Below are 18,579 nucleotides of genomic sequence, written 5' to 3' on the forward strand. Positions count from 1 at the left end.
ACAGAGTTCTGCCAGCGTGGAAATTTTCAAAGAGTTCACCTTCGAGTCCGCTCACCGCCTGCCCCACGTCCCCGAAGGACACAAATGCGGTCGCCTGCACGGCCATTCGTTCAAGGTCGCCCTGCACCTGACTGGCCCGCTCGACCCGCACACCGGCTGGATCCGCGACTTCGCAGAGGTCAAGGCGATCTTCAAGCCGATCTACGATCGCCTCGACCACAACTACCTGAACGACATTCCCGGCCTGGAAAACCCGACCAGCGAAGTGATCGCCAAGTGGATCTGGGAACAGGTGAAGCCACTGCTGCCGGAGCTGTCGAAAGTGCGCATCCACGAGACCTGCACCAGTGGCTGCGAATACACCGGCGACTGACCACTCGGCCGTCAGGGCTGTGGGTTGCTATGAGGTGGAACGCCAGACTGACTGACAATCAGCGTAAAGCCGCCGCGCTTGCCGATCTGGTCATTGAGGTAGGCGACATTCTCCACCTGACGCCTGACCTGGCGTCCCTTCGGGCTGTAGAGCATCAGGTTCGGCAACACATCACCGTCACGCAGTGCTGCGGGGTTCAGGCCCGGAATATGCCACAGGGGCGTTCGCTGTGTAGACGTAAGGGTGTATAGCGGAGTGGTCAACTGAATCGGTGGGTCAATAGGCAGCTCGAACGAAGCCCCGATAGGGTCGTTGATCTGGACCCTGGCCGGCTCGTCCACGTTCACGCCCGCCGGCGATCCGGCGCTGTAGAACCTCAGGTAGCCATTGCGACTGGTGTCGAGCCAGTAGTCGAGTTCGGGCCAGGCATGCTCGTTGCGCCCTTCGTAGGCGGGACGGATCTCGTACACATAGCCGTCGGCATGGCGGTAGACACCGAACCAGAAGCAGTCACTCACATAGCGTTTGTGCGCGTCCTTGCCGAACAAGCCTTCGAGCAGAAACGACTGGATCATCTCCTCGCCGTAGTCCCAACTGGTGATCAGCCAGCCATCGTCTCCATTCCAGTCATCGAACTCGACCCAGAACGGCCGGAACATGTCACTGTTCTCTTTCCATTGGCCGACGGTAACAGGGCGATCATGAAGCTGCCATTGGCAACGCGCGTTGAAACTCAGCAGGGGTTGAAACTCGAAACTGGACATACGGCGCTCCTGGAAGTGAGGGAGCGTCAACGCTAAATAGTGCGAGCGCGGCGCAGCAGCTTGAAGCCTTACCCCAGCGACTGCTGCAGGAAAGCAGGCGCGATGTAGCGCTGGTAATGGGCCTCGGAAAGCAGGAAGAACTCGCGGTCGATGGCGTCGCGCAACTGCGGCAACTCCCAATCGCGGAACTCCGGCAACAGGGCCATGCCGTAGGCTTCCAGGTCTCGGATCATGCGGGCACCGCGGGCGATCAACTGGTAGGCCCAGCAATATTCGGACTGGTGTGCCAGAAAGCGGATCGAGCGCTGTTCGAGTTGTTCGCGCAAACGGTCTTTGTCGAACACTTCAAGCTTGGCCATCATCACCTGCACCAGCAACTGCTCCAGGCGCAGCCAGACGGCACGCTTCTGCTCCTCGTCATAACCGTTCCAATTGATCACTTCATGGTGAAAGCGCTTGCAGCCACGGCAGACGGTGTCTCCGTAGACAGTTGAGCAAAGGCCGACGCAAGGGGTCTTGATGGACTGGTTGGACATGGAAAAACAACGGCTTGGCGGTGGAACACGGCGTCATGTTAGCCCTTTGTCTAACCGGGGTCACTCGTTAAAGTCATCGTCGGCAACTTACCTTCCGTGTTTTTTTGCCGTAGAATCATCCCGCCTTTTCAAGGCAACAATGTCCGTTGGAAGCTGTTTTCAAAGCGTCACGAGCACAGTTCATCCGGTAGAACGGTGTTGGCCCAGGCCATGCTCCCCGCATGGCCCGCGCCAACCCCTCATCAACGCTCCGTTCTACAGGCGTAAAACTTTGAAAGCAGCTTCTGTAAGGATTCTCTGGGACCCTGGCTGGACGGCTCAAAAAGCCGTGATCCGCGCATGGGTGCAGGGAATGCTGGATGAGCGTCCCGGACTCCCTTTAGGGACCACTGATGAGGGTAATAACTGTGCTTGAAGCCTACCGCAAACACATCGAAGAGCGTGCCGCCCTGGGTATCGTGCCCCAGCCGCTGAACGCCGAACAAACTGCAGGCCTGGTCGAGCTGCTGAAAAACCCGCCGGCCGGCGAAGAAGCCTTCCTCGTAGACCTGATCACCAATCGCGTTCCGCCAGGAGTCGACGAAGCTGCCTACGTCAAGGCCGCGTTCCTCTCCGCTGTCGCCAAGGGCGAAGCCAAGTCGCCACTGATCGACCGCAAGCACGCCACCGAGCTGCTGGGCACCATGCAGGGTGGCTACAACATCGAGACGCTGGTCGCGCTGCTGGACGACGCCGAACTGGGCGCCGTCGCGGGCGAACAGCTCAAGCACACTCTGCTGATGTTCGACGCCTTCCACGACGTGGCCGAAAAAGCCAAGGCCGGCAACGTGCACGCCAAGGCCGTCCTGGAGTCCTGGGCTGCCGGCGAGTGGTTCACCTCGCGCCCAGCCATCGCCGACAAGTACACCCTGACCGTATTCAAGGTGCCAGGCGAAACCAACACCGATGACCTGTCCCCTGCCCCGGACGCCTGGTCGCGCCCTGACATCCCACTGCACGCCCTGGCCATGCTGAAGATGGCCCGCGACGGCATCGAGCCTTCGCAGCCAGGTTCGGTCGGCCCACTGGCTCAGATCGAAGCGGTCAAGGCCAAGGGCTTCCCGGTTGCCTACGTCGGTGACGTGGTCGGTACCGGCTCCTCGCGTAAATCCGCCACCAACTCGGTGCTGTGGTTCTTCGGCGACGACATCCCGTACGTGCCGAACAAGCGCGCCGGTGGTTTCTGCTTCGGCACCAAGATCGCCCCGATCTTCTACAACACCATGGAAGACGCCGGCGCCCTGCCAATCGAATTCGACTGCACCAACCTGGCCATGGGCGATGTCATCGACGTCTACCCGTTCAAAGGTGAAGTCAAGCGTCACGACAGCGACGAGCTGGTCACCACCTTCGAACTGAAAACCGAAGTGCTGCTGGACGAAGTCCGCGCTGGCGGCCGTATCCCGCTGATCGTCGGCCGTGGCCTGACCGAAAAAGCCCGTGCCGAACTGGGCCTGGGTGCTTCGGACCTGTTCAAGAAGCCAGAACAGCCTGCCGACACCGGCAAGGGCTTCACCCTGGCACAGAAGATGGTCGGTCGCGCCTGCGGCCTGCCGGAAGGCCAAGGCGTACGCCCGGGTGCCTACTGCGAACCGAAAATGACCACCGTCGGTTCCCAGGACACCACCGGCCCGATGACCCGTGACGAGCTGAAGGACCTGGCATGCCTGGGCTTCTCTGCCGACCTGGTCATGCAGTCGTTCTGCCACACCGCCGCCTACCCGAAACCGATCGACGTCAACACCCACCACACCCTGCCGGATTTCATCCGCACCCGTGGCGGCGTGTCCCTGCGTCCAGGCGACGGCATCATCCACAGCTGGCTGAACCGCATGCTGCTGCCTGACACCGTCGGCACCGGTGGCGACTCGCACACCCGCTTCCCGATCGGCATCTCGTTCCCGGCCGGTTCCGGCCTGGTCGCCTTCGCCGCTGCCACCGGCGTCATGCCGCTGGACATGCCGGAGTCGGTACTGGTGCGCTTCAAGGGCAAGCTGCAACCTGGCATCACCCTGCGTGACCTGGTCCACGCCATCCCTTACTACGCCATCCAGAAGGGCCTGCTGACCGTCGAGAAGAAAGGCAAGAAGAACGCCTTCTCCGGCCGCATCCTGGAAATCGAAGGCCTGGACGAGCTGACCGTCGAGCAGGCGTTCGAGCTGTCCGACGCTTCGGCCGAGCGTTCGGCTGCCGGTTGCACCATCAAGCTGCCGGAAAAGGCCATCGCCGAGTACCTGCAGTCGAACATCACCCTGCTGCGCTGGATGATCAGCGAAGGCTACGGCGACGCTCGCACCATGGAGCGCCGTGCCCAAGCGATGGAAGCCTGGCTGGCCAACCCTGAGCTGCTGTCGGCCGACGCCGATGCCGAATACGCCGAGATCATCGAAATCGACCTGGCCGACGTCAAGGAGCCTGTGCTCTGCGCGCCGAACGACCCGGACGACGCCCGCCTGCTGTCGCAGGTACAAGGCGAGAAGATCGACGAAGTGTTCATCGGTTCGTGCATGACCAACATCGGTCACTTCCGCGCTGCCGGCAAGCTGCTGGACAAGGTCAAGGGCGGTATCCCGACCCGTCTGTGGCTGGCGCCGCCCACCAAGATGGACGCCCACCAGCTGACCGAGGAAGGCTACTACGGCATCTACGGCAAGGCTGGCGCGCGCATGGAAATGCCAGGCTGCTCGCTGTGCATGGGTAACCAGGCACGTGTGCAGACCGGTTCGACCGTGGTCTCCACCTCGACCCGTAACTTCCCGAACCGTCTGGGCGATGCCACCAACGTCTACCTGGCGTCGGCGGAGCTGGCTGCAGTCGCGTCGATCCTCGGCAAGCTGCCGACCGTCGAAGAGTACCTGCAGTACGCCAAAGATATCGACAGCATGGCTGCCGACGTCTACCGCTACCTGAGCTTCGATCAAATCGCCGAGTTCCGTGAAGCGGCGGCCAACGCCAAGATCCCGGTGGTTCAGGCGTAAGCTGAGCAGTCGGTTGTAAATGAAAAGCCCCGGTAGAAATACCGGGGCTTTTTCGTGGCTGGGGCGATTGTGGAGTGAGTTGAAGCCCTATCGCTGAACCCAGAGTTAAAAGGCGTCGCCAGGCACCCTCACCCACCCTTCCATCAACACCCGCGCACTGCGGCTCATGATGGCCTTGGTCACCGTCCACTCACCCTCCGCCTTCCGCGCCTCGGCGCCCACCCGCAACGTCCCGGACGGGTGACCGAAACGCACAGCGCTACGCTCTCCTCCACCGGCCGCCAGGTTCACCAGAGTGCCGGGAATCGCCGCCGCCGTGCCAATGGCCACCGCCGCCGTCCCCATCATCGCGTGATGCAACTTGCCCATGGATAGCGCCCGCACCACCAGATCGATATCGCTCGCCGCCACAGCCTTGCCGCTGGAAGCGGTATACGACGTAGCAGGCGCGACGAAAGCGACCTTCGGCGTGTGCTGGCGGCCGGCGGCCTGGTCGATGTGTTCGATCAGGCCCATACGTACCGCGCCATGGGCACGGATGGTCTCGAAACGCGCCAGCGCGGCGGCATCGCCATTGATCGCATCCTGAAGCTCGGTTCCGGTGTAACCGATGTCGGCGGCATTGACGAAGATGGTCGGGATACCCGCATTGATCAGGGTCGCCTTGAACGTGCCGACACCTGGCACCTCGAGGTCGTCAACCAGGTTGCCGGTTGGGAACATCGCCCCGCCGCCCTCGCCGTCTTCATCGGCTGCAGGGTCGAGGAACTCCAGTTGCACTTCGGCCGCCGGGAAGGTCACGCCATCGAGCTCGAAGTCGCCGGTTTCCTGCACCTCACCCTCGGTGATCGGTACATGAGCAATGATGGTCTTGCCGATATTGGCCTGCCAGATGCGCACGGTCGCCATGCCGTTGCGCGGGATGCGTGCCGGGTCCACCAGGCCACTGGCGATGGCGAACGAACCTACGGCCGCCGAGAGGTTGCCGCAGTTGCCACTCCAGTCGACGAACGCCTTGTCGATGGCGACCTGGCCGAACAGGTAGTCGACATCGTGATCGGCCTTGCTGCTTGGCGAAAGAATCACGGTCTTGCTGGTGCTGGAGGTCGCACCGCCCATGCCGTCGATCTGCTTGGCGTAGGGGTCGGGACTGCCGATCACCCGCAACAGCAAGGCATCGCGCGCAGGGCCTGGCACCTGGGCGCGCTCGGGAAGGTCTTGCAGGCGAAAGAACACGCCCTTGCTGGTGCCACCACGGATGTAGGTGGCGGGGATTTTCACTTGCGCTATAGATGCCATGAGCACTCATCCTTCAAGGCCCCACACGCCCCCGTGGGAGCGGGCTTGCCCCGCGATGGCGTCAGAACAGACAGCGTTATTGCTCCTGCTGACGCAATCGCGGGACTAGCCCGCTCCTACAGGGTAAAGGCGGGGGTTCAGGTCATTAGGCCGTCGCTTCGAGGAAGTCCTGGGCAAAGCGCTGCAGCACCCCGCCCGCCTCGTAGATCGACACTTCTTCAGCGGTGTCCAGACGGCAGGTCACCGGCACTTCGACACGCTCGCCATCGCGGCGGGTCACCACCAGCGTCAGGGTTGCGCGCGGCGTGCGCGCACCGACCACATCGTAGGTCTCGCTGCCGTCCAGGCCCAGGGTCACGCGCGTTGTTCCCGGCTGAAACTCCAGCGGCAACACACCCATGCCGATCAGGTTGGTGCGGTGGATGCGCTCGAAGCCTTCGGCGACGATCGCCTCGACGCCCGCCAGACGCACGCCCTTGGCCGCCCAGTCCCGCGACGAGCCCTGCCCGTAGTCGGCACCGGCGACAATGATCAGCGGCTGCTTGCGCGCCATGTAGGTCTCGATCGCCTCCCACATGCGCGTCACCTTGCCCTCCGGCTCGATACGCGCGAGCGAGCCCTGCTTCACGCTGCCGTCTTCCTTGCGCACCATCTCGTTGAACAGCTTGGGGTTGGCGAAGGTTGCGCGCTGCGCGGTGAGGTGGTCGCCGCGGTGGGTGGCGTAGGAGTTGAAGTCCTCCTCCGGCAGGCCCATCTTCGCCAGGTACTCGCCCGCCGCGCTGTCGAGCATGATGGCGTTCGACGGCGACAGGTGGTCGGTGGTGATGTTGTCGGGCAGCACCGCCAGCGGACGCATGCCGCGCAGGGTGCGCTCACCGGCCAGGGCGCCTTCCCAGTAAGGGGGACGCCGAATATAGGTGCTCATCGGGCGCCATTCGTACAACGGCGCAACCTTCGGCCCCTTGTCTTCCTCGATGGTGAACATCGGGATGTACACCTGGCGGAACTGCTCGGGCTTGACCGAAGCACGTACCACCGCGTCGATCTCTTCATCGCTCGGCCAGATATCCTTCAGGCGGATTTCCTTGCCGTCGACCACGCCCAGCACATCCTTCTCGATATCGAAGCGGATGGTGCCGGCGATGGCGTAGGCCACCACCAGCGGCGGCGACGCCAGGAATGCCTGCTTAGCGTAGGGATGGATACGCCCGTCGAAGTTGCGGTTACCCGAGAGCACTGCCGTGGCATAGAGATCACGGTCAATGATCTCCTGCTGGATCACCGGGTCCAGTGCGCCGGACATGCCGTTGCAGGTGGTGCAGGCGAAGGCGACGATACCGAAGCCCAACTGCTCGAGCTCCTGTTCCAGGCCGGCCTCTTTCAGATACAGCTGTACCGCCTTGGAGCCCGGCGCCAGCGAGGACTTGACCCAGGGTTTGCGCACCAGGCCGAGCCGGTTGGCATTGCGCGCCAGCAGGCCGGCGGCGATGACATTGCGCGGGTTGCTGGTGTTGGTGCAACTGGTGATGGCGGCGATGATTACCGCACCATCGGGCATCTGCCCCGGCACTTCTTCCCAAGCCCCGGCAATGCCCTTTGCCGCCAGGTCGCTGGTGGCCACGCGGGCGTGCGGGTTGGACGGGCCGGCCATGTTGCGCACCACACTCGACAGGTCGAAGGTCAGCGTGCGCTCGTATTCGGCCTTGGCCAGGCTGTCGGCCCACAGGCCGGCGACCTTGGCGTAGGTCTCGACCAGTTGCACCTGCTGGTCGTCACGACCGGTCAGGCGCAGGTAGTCGATGGTCTGCTGGTCGATGGCGAACATCGCCGCAGTGGCGCCGTATTCAGGTGCCATGTTGGAAATGGTGGCACGGTCGCCCAGGGTCAGCGCCCGGGCACCCTCACCATGGAATTCGAGGTAGGCACCAACCACTTTCTGCTTGCGCAGGAACTCGGTCAGAGCCAGTACCAGGTCGGTAGCGGTGATGTTCGGTGCCAGTCGACCGGTCAGCTCGACGCCGACGATTTCCGGCAGGCGCATCCACGAGGCGCGACCGAGCATGACGTTCTCGGCCTCAAGGCCACCCACGCCGATGGCGATCACGCCCAGGGCGTCCACATGCGGTGTGTGACTGTCGGTGCCGACGCAAGTATCCGGGTAGGCCACGCCGTGATCGCTGTGGATCACTGGCGACATCTTCTCCAGGTTGATCTGGTGCATGATGCCGTTGCCCGGCTGGATCACGTCGACGTTCTTGAACGCCTGCTTGGTCCAGTTGATGAAGTGGAAACGGTCTTCGTTGCGACGGTCTTCGATGGCGCGGTTCTTCTCGAATGCTTGCGGATCGAAACCGCCGCACTCCACGGCCAGCGAGTGGTCGACGATCAATTGCACCGGCACCACTGGATTGACCTGCGCTGGATCGCCACCCTTGTCGGCGATGGCATCGCGTAGGCCCGCCAGGTCGACCAGGGCGGTCTGGCCGAGAATGTCGTGGCACACCACGCGCGCCGGGAACCAAGGGAAGTCGAGGTCGCGCTTGCGCTCGATCAATTGTCCGAGCGAGGCGTCGAGGGTGGCCGGATCGCAGCGGCGTACCAGGTTTTCGGCGAGCACGCGGGAGGTATAGGGAAGGCCGTCGTAGGCGCCGGGCTTGATCGCCTCGACCGCCGCGCGGGTGTCGAAGTAGTCCAGGGCGGTGCCTGGCAGGTTCTTGCGGTATGCGGTGTTCATCATGGAATCAGGCTCGTTCACAGGATTCGGAAGGTTTCACCGCCCCTGTGGGAGCGGGCTTGCCCGCGAATGCGTCAGCAGGTGCGCAGCGGTTGCCCGAACGGACGCATTCGCGGGCAAGCCCGCTCCCACAGGGAAACGGGTTGCCTCTCTATATCTACTCAGCGCTTGTCGATCGGCACGAACTGGCGCTGCTCGACGCCGGTGTACTCGGCGCTCGGACGAATGATGCGGTTGTTGGCGCGCTGCTCGAACACGTGCGCCGCCCAGCCGGTCAGGCGCGAGCAGACGAAGATCGGGGTGAACAGCTTGGTCGGGATGCCCATGAAATGGTACGCCGAGGCATGGTAGAAATCGGCGTTGGGGAACAAGCGCTTCTGCTCCCACATCGTCTTGTCGATGGCCTCGGATACCGGGTACAGCACCGTGTCGCCCACCTCGTCGGCCAACTGCTTCGACCAGCCCTTGATCACCTCGTTGCGCGGGTCGGACTCTTTGTAGATGGCGTGGCCGAAGCCCATGATCTTGTCCTTGCGCTCGAGCATGCGCAGCAGTTCGGCGGTCGCCTCCTGCGGACTCTGGAAGCGCTCGATCAGCTCCATCGCCGCCTCGTTGGCACCACCGTGCAACGGCCCGCGCAGCGAGCCGATGGCGGCCGTGACGCAGGAGTACAGGTCCGACAGGGTCGAGGCACAGACCCGTGCAGTGAAGGTCGAGGCGTTGAATTCGTGCTCGGCGTAAAGGATCAGCGAGACGTTCATCACCTTCACGTACAGCTCGCTCGGCTTCTTGCCGTGCAGCAGGTGCAGGAAGTGGCCACCGAGGGTGTCCTCGTCGCTGCTGCAGTCGATGCGCACGCCGTGGTGGGTGAAGCGGTACCAGTAGCACATCACCGCCGGGAACAGTGCCAGCAGGCGATCGGTCTTGTCGCGCTGGGCCTCGAAGGTCAGCTCCGGCTCCAGGGTTCCGAGCACCGAGCAGCCTGTGCGCATCACGTCCATCGGATGGGCGTCGCGCGGGATGCGCTCGAGCACTTCCTTGAGCGCTTGCGGCAGGTCGCGCAGGCCCTTGAGCTTGTGCTTGTAGTCATCCAGCTCGGCCTTGCTCGGCAGCTCACCATAGAGCAGCAGGTAGGCGACTTCCTCGAACTCGGCGCCAGCGGCCAGGTCGCGCACGTCGTAGCCACGATAGGTCAGGCCGGCACCGACCTGGCCCACGGTCGACAGCGCGGTCTGCCCGGCCACCTGGCCACGCAGGCCGGCACCACTGAGTACTTTTGCTTCGGCCATGGTGTTTCTCCTTTCTTGAATTTGTTATGAAGTCTTTCTGGCTAATCTGCAGCGATCGCACCGGCCCCATCGCGGGACAAGCCCGCTCCCACAGAGGAGTGCCTGACCCCTGTGGGAGCGGGCTTGCCCCGCGATGGGGCCGATACCGCCGGCATGGCTTACCCTTTCTTCTGCGCAAACAGCGCATCGAGGCTCTGCTCGAACGCGTGATAACCAATGGCATCGTAGAGCTCCATGCGGGTCTGCATGGTGTCGATCACATTCTTCTGCGTGCCGTCGCGGCGCAGGGCGGCGTAGACGTTCTCGGCAGCCTTGTTCATGGCGCGGAACGCCGACAGTGGGTACAGCACCAGCGACACATCGACCGACGCCAGCTCGTCGGTGGTGTACAGCGGCGTGGCACCGAACTCGGTGATATTGGCCAGGATCGGCGCCTTCACCCGGTCGGCGAAGGTCTTGTACATCTGCAGCTCGGTGATGGCTTCGGGGAAGATCATGTCGGCGCCGGCCTCGATGCACGCCTCGGCACGGTCCAATGCCGCATTCAAGCCTTCCACCGCCAGGGCGTCGGTACGTGCCATGATCACGAAGCTGTCGTCAGTGCGCGCATCCACCGCTGCCTTGATCCGGTCGACCATCTCCTGCTGCGAGACGATCTCCTTGTTCGGCCGATGACCACAGCGCTTGGCGCCGACCTGGTCCTCGATGTGAATGGCCGCGGCGCCGAACTTGCACATCGAGCGCACCGTGCGGGCGACGTTGAACGCCGAGGCACCAAAGCCGGTGTCGACATCCACCAGCAGCGGCAAGTCGCATACATCGGTGATCCGGCGAACATCGGTCAGCACGTCGTCCAGCCCGCTGATGCCCAGGTCCGGCAGCCCCAGGGAGCCGGCAGCGACCCCGCCACCGGACAGGTAGATGGCCTTGAACCCGGCGCGCTTGGCCAGCAGCGCATGGTTGGCGTTGATGGCTCCGACTACCTGCAGCGGATGCTCGGCGGCTACGGCGTCGCGAAAACGCTGACCGGGGGTGCTCTTCACAGTCATGACTCACCTCGTGGGCTGTTGTTGTGGGCGTCCTGGTAGTGACGCTCGATATTGCGCTTGGACGCACCGATATGGCGGCGCATCAGGAGTTCGGCCAGCTCGCCGTCACGGTCGGCGATGGCATCGAGTATGCGGTGGTGTTCGGCGAAAGCCTGGCGCGGACGGTTGGGGGTGGCCGAGAACTGGATGCGGTACATGCGCACCAGCTGGTACAGCTCGCCGCACAGCATCTTGACCAGGGTCTGGTTGCCGCTGCCCTGGATGATCCGATAGTGGAAGTCGAAATCGCCTTCCTGTTGGTAGTAGCCAAGCCCGGCCTGGAATGCCGCATCGCGCTCGTGGGTATCGAGCACTTGGCGCAGTTCGTCGATCTGGGCCACGCTCATGCGTTCAGCGGCGAGCCTGCAGGCCATGCCTTCGAGCGATTCGCGGATTTCGTACAGCTCGATCAGCTCGGCGTGGTTGAGCGATACCACCCGTGCACCGACATGCGGCACACGCACCAGCAGGCGCTGGCCCTCCAGTCGATGAATGGCCTCGCGCAACGGACCGCGACTGATGCCGTAGGTGCGGGCCAGCTCCGGCTCGGAAATCTTGCTGCCCGGGGCGATATCCCCCTTCACGATGGCCGCCTGGATGCGCCGAAAGACATTCTCTGAAAGCGTTTCGGAATCATCTGCAACCGGTGCGAGGGCCTGAGGGGCTTCCAGCATGATTGTCGACACCTTGTAAGTTGATAGCGCCAAAACTAGCCAAATAAAGGTGCGCAGTCAAAGACAAAAACAACATTGTCGACAATTGTCTAATAACGAACTTACCCCACGCTGCCGCGGTCAGATCGCAGCGCGCTGGCGTCAAGACGTCGGCGTGATAGAATGCCGCGCTTCCCAAGGATTACGGATAGTGTGCCTGTCATCATTTCATGCTGTTGACAGATGAACGAGGCGCTTGCGCCCTGCCCCGAACACAGACAGCACCGCGCCAGGACTATGAGACCCACGTTTTATTCACTGTTGTTCAGCCTCGCCTTGCTGCCGGCGCTTGGCCATGCGGCCGAAAAGACCGTGTACGGCCTGAACGAGTACGCCCGCCTGGGCGATCTTGACCTTGAAGTGGCCGCCAAGCTCGACACCGGCGCCAAGACCGCGTCGCTCAGCGCGCGCGACATCAAGCGCTTCAAGCGCGACGGCGAAAGCTGGGTGCGTTTCTACCTGGCCATCGACGCCGCCCACAAGCACCCCATCGAACGCCCACTGGCCCGCGTGAGCAAGATCAAGCGGCGCGCCGGTGACTACAATCCGGACGAAGGCAAGGCCTACACCGCCCGCCCGGTGATCGAACTGAACATCTGCATGGGCCAGGCCCTGCGCACCATCGAAGTCAACCTCACCGACCGCAGCGCCTTCCAGTTCCCGCTGCTGATCGGCTCCGAGGCACTCAAGCACTTCGACGCGCTGGTCGACCCCAGCCTCAAATACGCGGCCGGCAAACCTGCCTGTGCCACCGAAGCTCCCAAAGTAGAGTAATTCCGATGCGCTCTCTTACCCTGCACCTGAAAGTCCTGATCACCATCCTGGTGCTGCTGGGCGTGACGGTCACCTGCTACCAGATCTTCATCCTGGGCATCCCGGTAACCGAAGACGAGACCGACGACCTGTGGAACATCGACGCCAAGGTCGAGTTCGTTGCCAGTCCCAAGGACCCGGTGAAGATCCAGATGTTCGTGCCGCCGCTGAACCGCGACTACGTGAGCCTCAACGAGAGCTTCATCTCCAACAACTACGGCGTCAGCGTCAATCGCACCGACGGCAATCGCAAGGTCACCTGGTCGGCTCGCCGCGCCAGTGGCAATCAGACCCTCTACTACCGCCTGGTCCTGACCAAGCGCTACAGCACCGAAAAAGCCAAGATCAAGGGCCCGACCTTCCGTGACAGCCTGGCGGTCGAAGGCCCCGAGAAAATTGCCGCCGAAGCGCTGATGGCACCGATCCGCCAGCACTCTGCCGACGTCGAGACCTTCGTCAGCGAGACCATCAAGCGCGTCAACAACCCCAACGATGACAACGCCAAGCTGCTGCTGGCCGGCGACAACTCCCCCATGAAGAAAGCCCAGGTCATCGACCTGCTGCTGTCGATCGCCCACGTGCCGATGGAAAAGGTCCACACCATCCGCCTGGTTGCCGACACCCCGCAAAGCCCTGAACTGTGGCTGCGCAGTTTCAACGGCAACGCCTGGCTGTACTTCAACCCGGAAACCGGCGAGCAGGGCCTGCCCAATGACCGCCTGCTGTGGTGGACCGGCGATGAAAACCTGATCACCGTCGATGGCGGCAAGAAGGCCACCGTCACCTTCAGCATGAACAACAGCGAGATGAACGCCATCCGCCTGGCCAAGCTGACCGACGAGAACACCGACGCCGACTTCCTCGAGTACTCCCTGTACGGCCTGCCGCTGCAAACCCAGCAGACCTTCATGATCATGGTGATGATCCCGATCGGCGTGTTGGTCATCCTCGTGCTGCGCAACCTGATCGGCATTCAGACCCTCGGCACCTTCACCCCGGTGCTGATTGCCCTGGCCTTCCGCGAAACGCAGCTAGGCTTCGGCATCGTGCTGTTCACGGTGATCACCGCCCTGGGCCTTTCGCTGCGCTCCTATCTTGAACACCTGAAGCTGCAGATGCTGCCGCGCCTGTCGGTGGTGCTGACCTTCGTCGTGGTGCTGATCGCCGCAATCAGCCTGTTCAGCCACAAGCTGGGCCTGGAGCGCGGGCTGTCGGTGGCACTGTTCCCGATGGTGATCCTGACCATGACCATCGAGCGCCTGTCGATCACCTGGGAAGAACGTGGCGGCGGCCATGCAATGAAAGTCGCCGTCGGCACCCTGTTCGCAGCCTCCTTGGCGCACCTGCTGATGACCGTGCCGGAAGCCGTGTACTTCGTCTTCACCTTCCCGGCCGTGCTGCTGATCCTGGTGGGCTTCATGCTGGCGATGGGTCGCTACCGCGGCTACCGCCTGACCGAGCTCGTTCGCTTCAAGGCATTCCTGAAGAAGGCTGACGCCTGATGTTCGGACTGATCAAGACGTGGAAAGCCCTGGAGGCCCGGGGCATCATGGGTATCAACCGGCGCAACGCGGACTATGTCCTGAAGTACAACAAGCGCCACCTGTACCCGATCGTCGACGACAAGATCATCACCAAGGAGCGCGCACTGGCGGCCGGCATCCATGTGCCGGAGATGTACGGCATCATCGAAACCGAAAAAGAGATCGAGAAGCTCGACGAGATCATCGGCGGGCGCAGCGACTTCGTCATCAAGCCGGCGCAAGGCGCTGGCGGCGATGGCATCCTGGTGGTCGCCGACCGCTTCGAGGACCGTTACCGCACGGTCTCGGGCAAGATCATCAGCCATGAGGAAATCGAGCACCAGATCTCGAGCATCCTCACCGGGCTGTATTCGCTGGGTGGGCACCGCGACCGCGCCCTGATCGAGTACCGCGTCACCCCGGACCAGATCTTCAAGAGCATCAGCTACGAAGGTGTACCCGACATCCGCATCATCGTACTGATGGGCTACCCGGTGATGGCCATGCTGCGCCTGCCGACCCGCCAGTCCGGCGGCAAGGCCAACCTGCACCAGGGCGCGATCGGGGTCGGCGTGGACCTCGCCACCGGCGTCACCCTGCGCGGCACCTGGCTGAACCGGATCATCAGCAAACACCCGGACACCACCAACGCGGTGGATGGCGTGCAGTTGCCGAACTGGGACGGTTTCATGAAGCTGGCTGCCAGCTGCTACGAGCTGTGCGGGCTGGGCTACATCGGCGTGGACATGGTGCTGGACCAGGACAAAGGCCCGCTGATCCTTGAGCTCAACGCCCGCCCCGGCCTTAACATCCAGATCGCCAATGACTGCGGCCTGACCCAGCGTACCCACGCCATCGAGGCGCATATCGAGGCGCTGGCCAAGGACGGCATCAGCGAAGATGCCGAGACCCGGGTGCGAGTGGCTCAGGGGCTGTTCGGGCACGTCGTCCAGCAGTGATGCCAGCACAGGCCGCCCCTGTTGGGGCGGCCTGCTCCAACTGGTGCTAGGCACTTTTCCTACAGCGGCCTACAATCCCCGTCCTTGATTTTCATCGCCGTCCATTCCGATGCCGACCTGTACGCTGCACCCCCTGCCCTACCAGCCCGACCCTGCGCACTACTTCAGCCGCTTGCGCCTGGCCCCCGGCGCCATCCTGCTCGACAGCGCCCGCCCGGTCGCCGAGCGCGGGCGCTTCGACCTGTTCAGTGCCTGGCCACTGCAACAACTGCAAGCGCAGGACGGCGAAAGCGGTGAACACTATCTGCAGCGGCTGCGCCAGGCCCTGGCAGGACTCGGCGAGGCTACACTGCCCGACGATAGCGAACTGCCGTTCGCCGGCGGACTGATCGGCTACCTGAGCTATGACTTCGGCAGGCGCCTGGAGCATCTACCGCAGCAGGCGACAGACGACCTCGGCCTGCCCGATGCGCAACTGGGCCTGTACGCCTGGGCCGCCATCACCGACCACCAACTGCGCACCAGCCAATTGGTGTTCCATCCCGCCTTGGCCGACAGCGAACGCCAGCGCCTGATCCGCCTGTTCGAGGAGGATGACGCGCCACTCAGCGGAACCTTCAAGCTGCTGTCTCCAATGCAGGGCGACCTTCGTGCCGAGCAGTACCACGCAGCCTTCGATCAGGTACAACGCTATATCCACGCCGGCGACTGCTACCAGATCAACCTCACGCAGCGCTTTCGCGCCCCCTGCCAGGGCGATCCGTGGCACGCCTACCAGGCGCTGCGCAGCGCCTGCCCGACGCCGTTCTCGGGCTTCCAGCAACTGAGCCCCGACAGCGCGCTGCTGAGCTTTTCGCCGGAGCGCTTCATCCGCGTCAGCCAGGGCGACGTCGAGACCCGCCCGATCAAGGGCACCCGACCACGCTCGACAGACCCGGAGCAAGACCTGCGCAACGCCCGCGAGCTGCAAGCCAGCACCAAGGACCGCTCGGAGAACCTGATGATCGTTGACCTGTTGCGCAACGACATCGGCCGTACCTGCGAGATCGGCTCGGTGAAGGTGCCGGAGCTGTTCAGCCTCGAGAGCTACCCCAACGTCCACCACCTGGTCAGCAGCGTCACCGGGCGCCTGGCCGCCGACAAGGATGCACTGGACCTGATCGCCGGCAGTTTTCCCGGCGGCTCGATCACCGGGGCTCCGAAGATCCGTGCCATGCAGATCATCGATGAACTTGAGCCGACACGCCGGGCCCTGTACTGCGGCTCGCTGCTATACCTCGACGTGCGCGGCGAGATGGACAGCTCGATCGCCATCCGCAGCCTGCTGGTCAAGGAGGGTCAGGTCAGTTGCTGGGGCGGTGGCGCGGTGGTGGCTGATTCGGCGTGGGAGGCCGAGTACGAGGAGTCGATCGCCAAGGTGCGGGTGTTGATGGAGAGCTTGCAGGAGCTATAGCCGATGATTCGCCCGCGAAGCGGGCGTCACCTATTCGAGCCCGTCTACCCCGCCATTTTTTGTTACCATCGACCCATTACGAGCGCACAGCGCCATACACACGATGGAAACCGCCTGATGAGCCAACCCTTCGACGTCGCCGCCCTGGCCGCGACCTATGCCAGCAAGTCCCCGCAGGACATTCTCAAGCTCGCCTTCGAACACTTCGGCGACGACCTGTGGATCTCCTTCAGCGGTGCCGAGGACGTGGTGCTGGTCGACATGGCCTGGAAGCTGAACAAGCAAGTCAAGGTGTTCAGTCTCGACACCGGTCGCCTGCACCCGGAAACCTACCGCTTCATCGACCAGGTTCGCGAGCAGTACAACCTGCCGATCGAGATCCTCAGTCCGGATCGCGCCAAGCTCGACCCATTCGTCAAGGAAAAGGGCCTGTTCAGCTTCTACAAGGATGGCCATGGCGAATGCTGTGGCATCCGCAAGATCGAGCCGCTGCGTCGCAAGCTGGCCACCGTCAGCGCCTGGGCAACCGGCCAGCGCCGCGATCAGAGCCCTGGCACCCGCAGCCAGGTTGCAGCACTGGAGATCGATTCGGCGTTCTCGACGCCCGAACGCACCCTGTACAAGTTCAACCCTCTGGCACAGATGAGCAGCGCGGAAGTCTGGGGTTATATCCGCATGCTCGAGCTGCCTTACAACAGCCTGCATGAGCGCGGCTTCATCAGCATCGGCTGCGAACCTTGCACGCGCCCGGTGCTGCCGAACCAGCACGAGCGCGAGGGGCGCTGGTGGTGGGAGGAGTCGACGCAGAAGGAATGCGGCTTGCACGCGGGCAACCTGATCAGCAAGGCCTGAAAACAAACGGGGCAAGCTCGCGCCTACACAAGACCTGTAGACGCGAGCTCGACCCGCGACGGGGCCGCAACGCGGCCCCTGCTTCATGCCAATTCAGTGCACGGGTAACTCAACCCCTTCAAACAGCTCTTCGAGCTCCTGCTTGTTGTGGCACTGGATGGCCTTGGCCATCACTTCGCGGGTCAGGTGCGGTGCGAACTTTTCAATGAAATCGCACATGAAGCCACGCAGGAAGGTGCCACGGCGGAAGCCGATCTTGGTGATGCTGGCTTCGAACAGCTCGCTCGCATCCAGGCACACCAGGTCGCTGTCGAGCTTCGGATCGACCGCCATCTTCGCGACGATACCCACGCCCAGACCGAGGCGCACGTACGTCTTGATCACGTCGGCGTCTGCGGCGGTGAACACCACCTTCGGCGTCAGGCCGCGATGGTTGAACGCTTCGTCGAGCTTGGAGCGGCCCGTGAAACCGAACACATAGGTGACGATCGGGTACTCGGCCACCGCTTCGAGGGTCAGCTTCGGCAGCTTGGTCAGCGGATGCCCCTGGGGCACCACCACGCAACGATTCCATTTGTAGCACGGCATCATGATCAGATCGCCGAACAGCTCCAGCGCCTCGGTAGCGATGGCGAAATCGACAGTGCCGTCAGCGGCCATCTCGGCGATCTGCATCGGCGAGCCCTGGTGCATGTGCAGGGATACTTCGGGGTACTGCTTGATGAAGTTGCTGATCACCGGAGGCAGGGCATAGCGGGCCTGGGTGTGAGTGGTCGCGATGGACAGCGTGCCCTTCTTCTCGTTGGAGAACTCCTGGGCGATCTGCTTGATGCTTTCGACCTTGCGCAGGATCTCGCCAGCGGTGGTGATGATGCGCTCGCCCGCCGGGGTGACGCGGGTCAGGTGCTTGCCGCTGCGGGCGAAGACTTCTACGCCCAGTTCGTCCTCGAGGAGACGGATCTGCTTGCTGATCCCGGGCTGAGACGTGTACAGGCTCTGCGCAGTCGCGGAGACGTTGAGGTCGTGGTGCGCTACTTCCCAGATATAGCGCAGTTGTTGAAGCTTCATAGATTCCCCTCGAATCAGCGGTAGGTCACCGGCTGCTGGCAGCAACGATTTATAACTATATTAGTGGTAAGAGAAATAAATCTAGAACTATTTTGTTA

General features: G+C 63.0%; 15 protein-coding genes. 7 read left to right on the forward strand and 8 right to left on the reverse strand.

What is annotated here, in order from left to right; translation table 11 throughout:
* Positions 1 to 16: 16 nt before the first annotated feature.
* Positions 17 to 373: a 6-carboxytetrahydropterin synthase QueD gene (queD, locus tag VA602_RS22740; RefSeq protein WP_028634508.1), complete on the forward strand. Its 357-nt coding sequence runs from the start codon at positions 17 to 19 to the stop codon at positions 371 to 373.
* Positions 374 to 384: 11 nt separating this feature from the next.
* Here the strand turns inward: queD and VA602_RS22745 are convergent, their stop codons facing one another.
* Together VA602_RS22745 and VA602_RS22750 are read right to left on the reverse strand one after the other, a co-directional pair.
* Positions 385 to 1,137, reverse strand: a complete 753-nt coding sequence (locus tag VA602_RS22745; RefSeq protein ID WP_323454426.1) for a hypothetical protein — start codon at positions 1,135 to 1,137, stop codon at positions 385 to 387.
* Positions 1,138 to 1,205: 68 nt separating this feature from the next.
* Positions 1,206 to 1,673: a DUF1289 domain-containing protein gene (locus VA602_RS22750; RefSeq protein WP_125930324.1), complete on the reverse strand. Its 468-nt coding sequence runs from the start codon at positions 1,671 to 1,673 to the stop codon at positions 1,206 to 1,208.
* A gap of 407 nt (positions 1,674 to 2,080) precedes the next feature.
* Here VA602_RS22750 and acnB point away from each other — a divergent pair, with 407 nt between their 5' ends.
* Positions 2,081 to 4,690: a bifunctional aconitate hydratase 2/2-methylisocitrate dehydratase gene (acnB, locus tag VA602_RS22755; protein WP_323454522.1), complete on the forward strand. Its 2,610-nt coding sequence runs from the start codon at positions 2,081 to 2,083 to the stop codon at positions 4,688 to 4,690.
* 105 nt (positions 4,691 to 4,795) lie between these two features.
* Here acnB and prpF read toward each other — a convergent pair whose 3' ends face one another.
* From prpF to VA602_RS22780, 5 genes are all read right to left on the reverse strand, one after another.
* Positions 4,796 to 5,989, reverse strand: a complete 1,194-nt coding sequence (gene prpF / locus VA602_RS22760; RefSeq protein ID WP_323454427.1) for a 2-methylaconitate cis-trans isomerase PrpF — start codon at positions 5,987 to 5,989, stop codon at positions 4,796 to 4,798.
* A 145-nt stretch (positions 5,990 to 6,134) separates the two neighbouring features.
* Positions 6,135 to 8,723, reverse strand: a complete 2,589-nt coding sequence (gene acnD, locus VA602_RS22765; protein WP_125931744.1) for a Fe/S-dependent 2-methylisocitrate dehydratase AcnD — start codon at positions 8,721 to 8,723, stop codon at positions 6,135 to 6,137.
* Between the two features lie 161 nt (positions 8,724 to 8,884).
* Positions 8,885 to 10,012 (reverse strand): bifunctional 2-methylcitrate synthase/citrate synthase, encoded by a 1,128-nt coding sequence (gene prpC, locus VA602_RS22770; RefSeq protein ID WP_323454428.1) that lies wholly within the window; start codon positions 10,010 to 10,012, stop codon positions 8,885 to 8,887.
* Positions 10,013 to 10,170: 158 nt separating this feature from the next.
* Entirely contained in the window at positions 10,171 to 11,061 is an 891-nt protein-coding gene (gene prpB, locus VA602_RS22775) for a methylisocitrate lyase (RefSeq protein ID WP_054895453.1), read from the reverse strand.
* Complete coding sequence (locus VA602_RS22780; protein WP_054895452.1) at positions 11,058 to 11,774, reverse strand: GntR family transcriptional regulator; 717 nt, start codon at positions 11,772 to 11,774, stop codon at positions 11,058 to 11,060. Before VA602_RS22780 ends, prpB begins: the two co-directional genes overlap by 4 nt.
* Positions 11,775 to 12,050: 276 nt before the next feature.
* Between VA602_RS22780 and rloA the strand changes: the two genes are divergently transcribed.
* From rloA to VA602_RS22805, 5 genes are all read left to right on the forward strand, one after another.
* Positions 12,051 to 12,587 (forward strand): retropepsin-like aspartic peptidase RloA, encoded by a 537-nt coding sequence (rloA, locus tag VA602_RS22785; RefSeq protein ID WP_054895451.1) that lies wholly within the window; start codon positions 12,051 to 12,053, stop codon positions 12,585 to 12,587.
* A gap of 5 nt (positions 12,588 to 12,592) precedes the next feature.
* Complete coding sequence (gene rloB / locus VA602_RS22790) at positions 12,593 to 14,128, forward strand: osmotic stress tolerance membrane protein RloB (protein WP_054895450.1); 1,536 nt, start codon at positions 12,593 to 12,595, stop codon at positions 14,126 to 14,128.
* Complete coding sequence (locus VA602_RS22795; RefSeq protein ID WP_063544141.1) at positions 14,128 to 15,108, forward strand: alpha-L-glutamate ligase-like protein; 981 nt, start codon at positions 14,128 to 14,130, stop codon at positions 15,106 to 15,108. Before rloB ends, VA602_RS22795 begins: the two co-directional genes overlap by 1 nt.
* A gap of 109 nt (positions 15,109 to 15,217) precedes the next feature.
* Entirely contained in the window at positions 15,218 to 16,561 is a 1,344-nt protein-coding gene (pabB, locus tag VA602_RS22800) for an aminodeoxychorismate synthase component I (protein WP_323454429.1), read from the forward strand.
* 117 nt (positions 16,562 to 16,678) lie between these two features.
* On the forward strand, positions 16,679 to 17,413 hold the full coding sequence (locus tag VA602_RS22805; protein WP_054895447.1) for a phosphoadenylyl-sulfate reductase: 735 nt from the start codon (positions 16,679 to 16,681) through the stop codon (positions 17,411 to 17,413).
* A gap of 93 nt (positions 17,414 to 17,506) precedes the next feature.
* Here the strand turns inward: VA602_RS22805 and cysB are convergent, their stop codons facing one another.
* Complete coding sequence (cysB, locus tag VA602_RS22810; protein WP_054895446.1) at positions 17,507 to 18,481, reverse strand: HTH-type transcriptional regulator CysB; 975 nt, start codon at positions 18,479 to 18,481, stop codon at positions 17,507 to 17,509.
* Positions 18,482 to 18,579: the final 98 nt, after the last annotated feature.

Source organism: Pseudomonas machongensis (genome assembly GCF_034961125.1).
Taxonomy (GTDB): domain Bacteria; phylum Pseudomonadota; class Gammaproteobacteria; order Pseudomonadales; family Pseudomonadaceae; genus Aquipseudomonas; species Aquipseudomonas machongensis.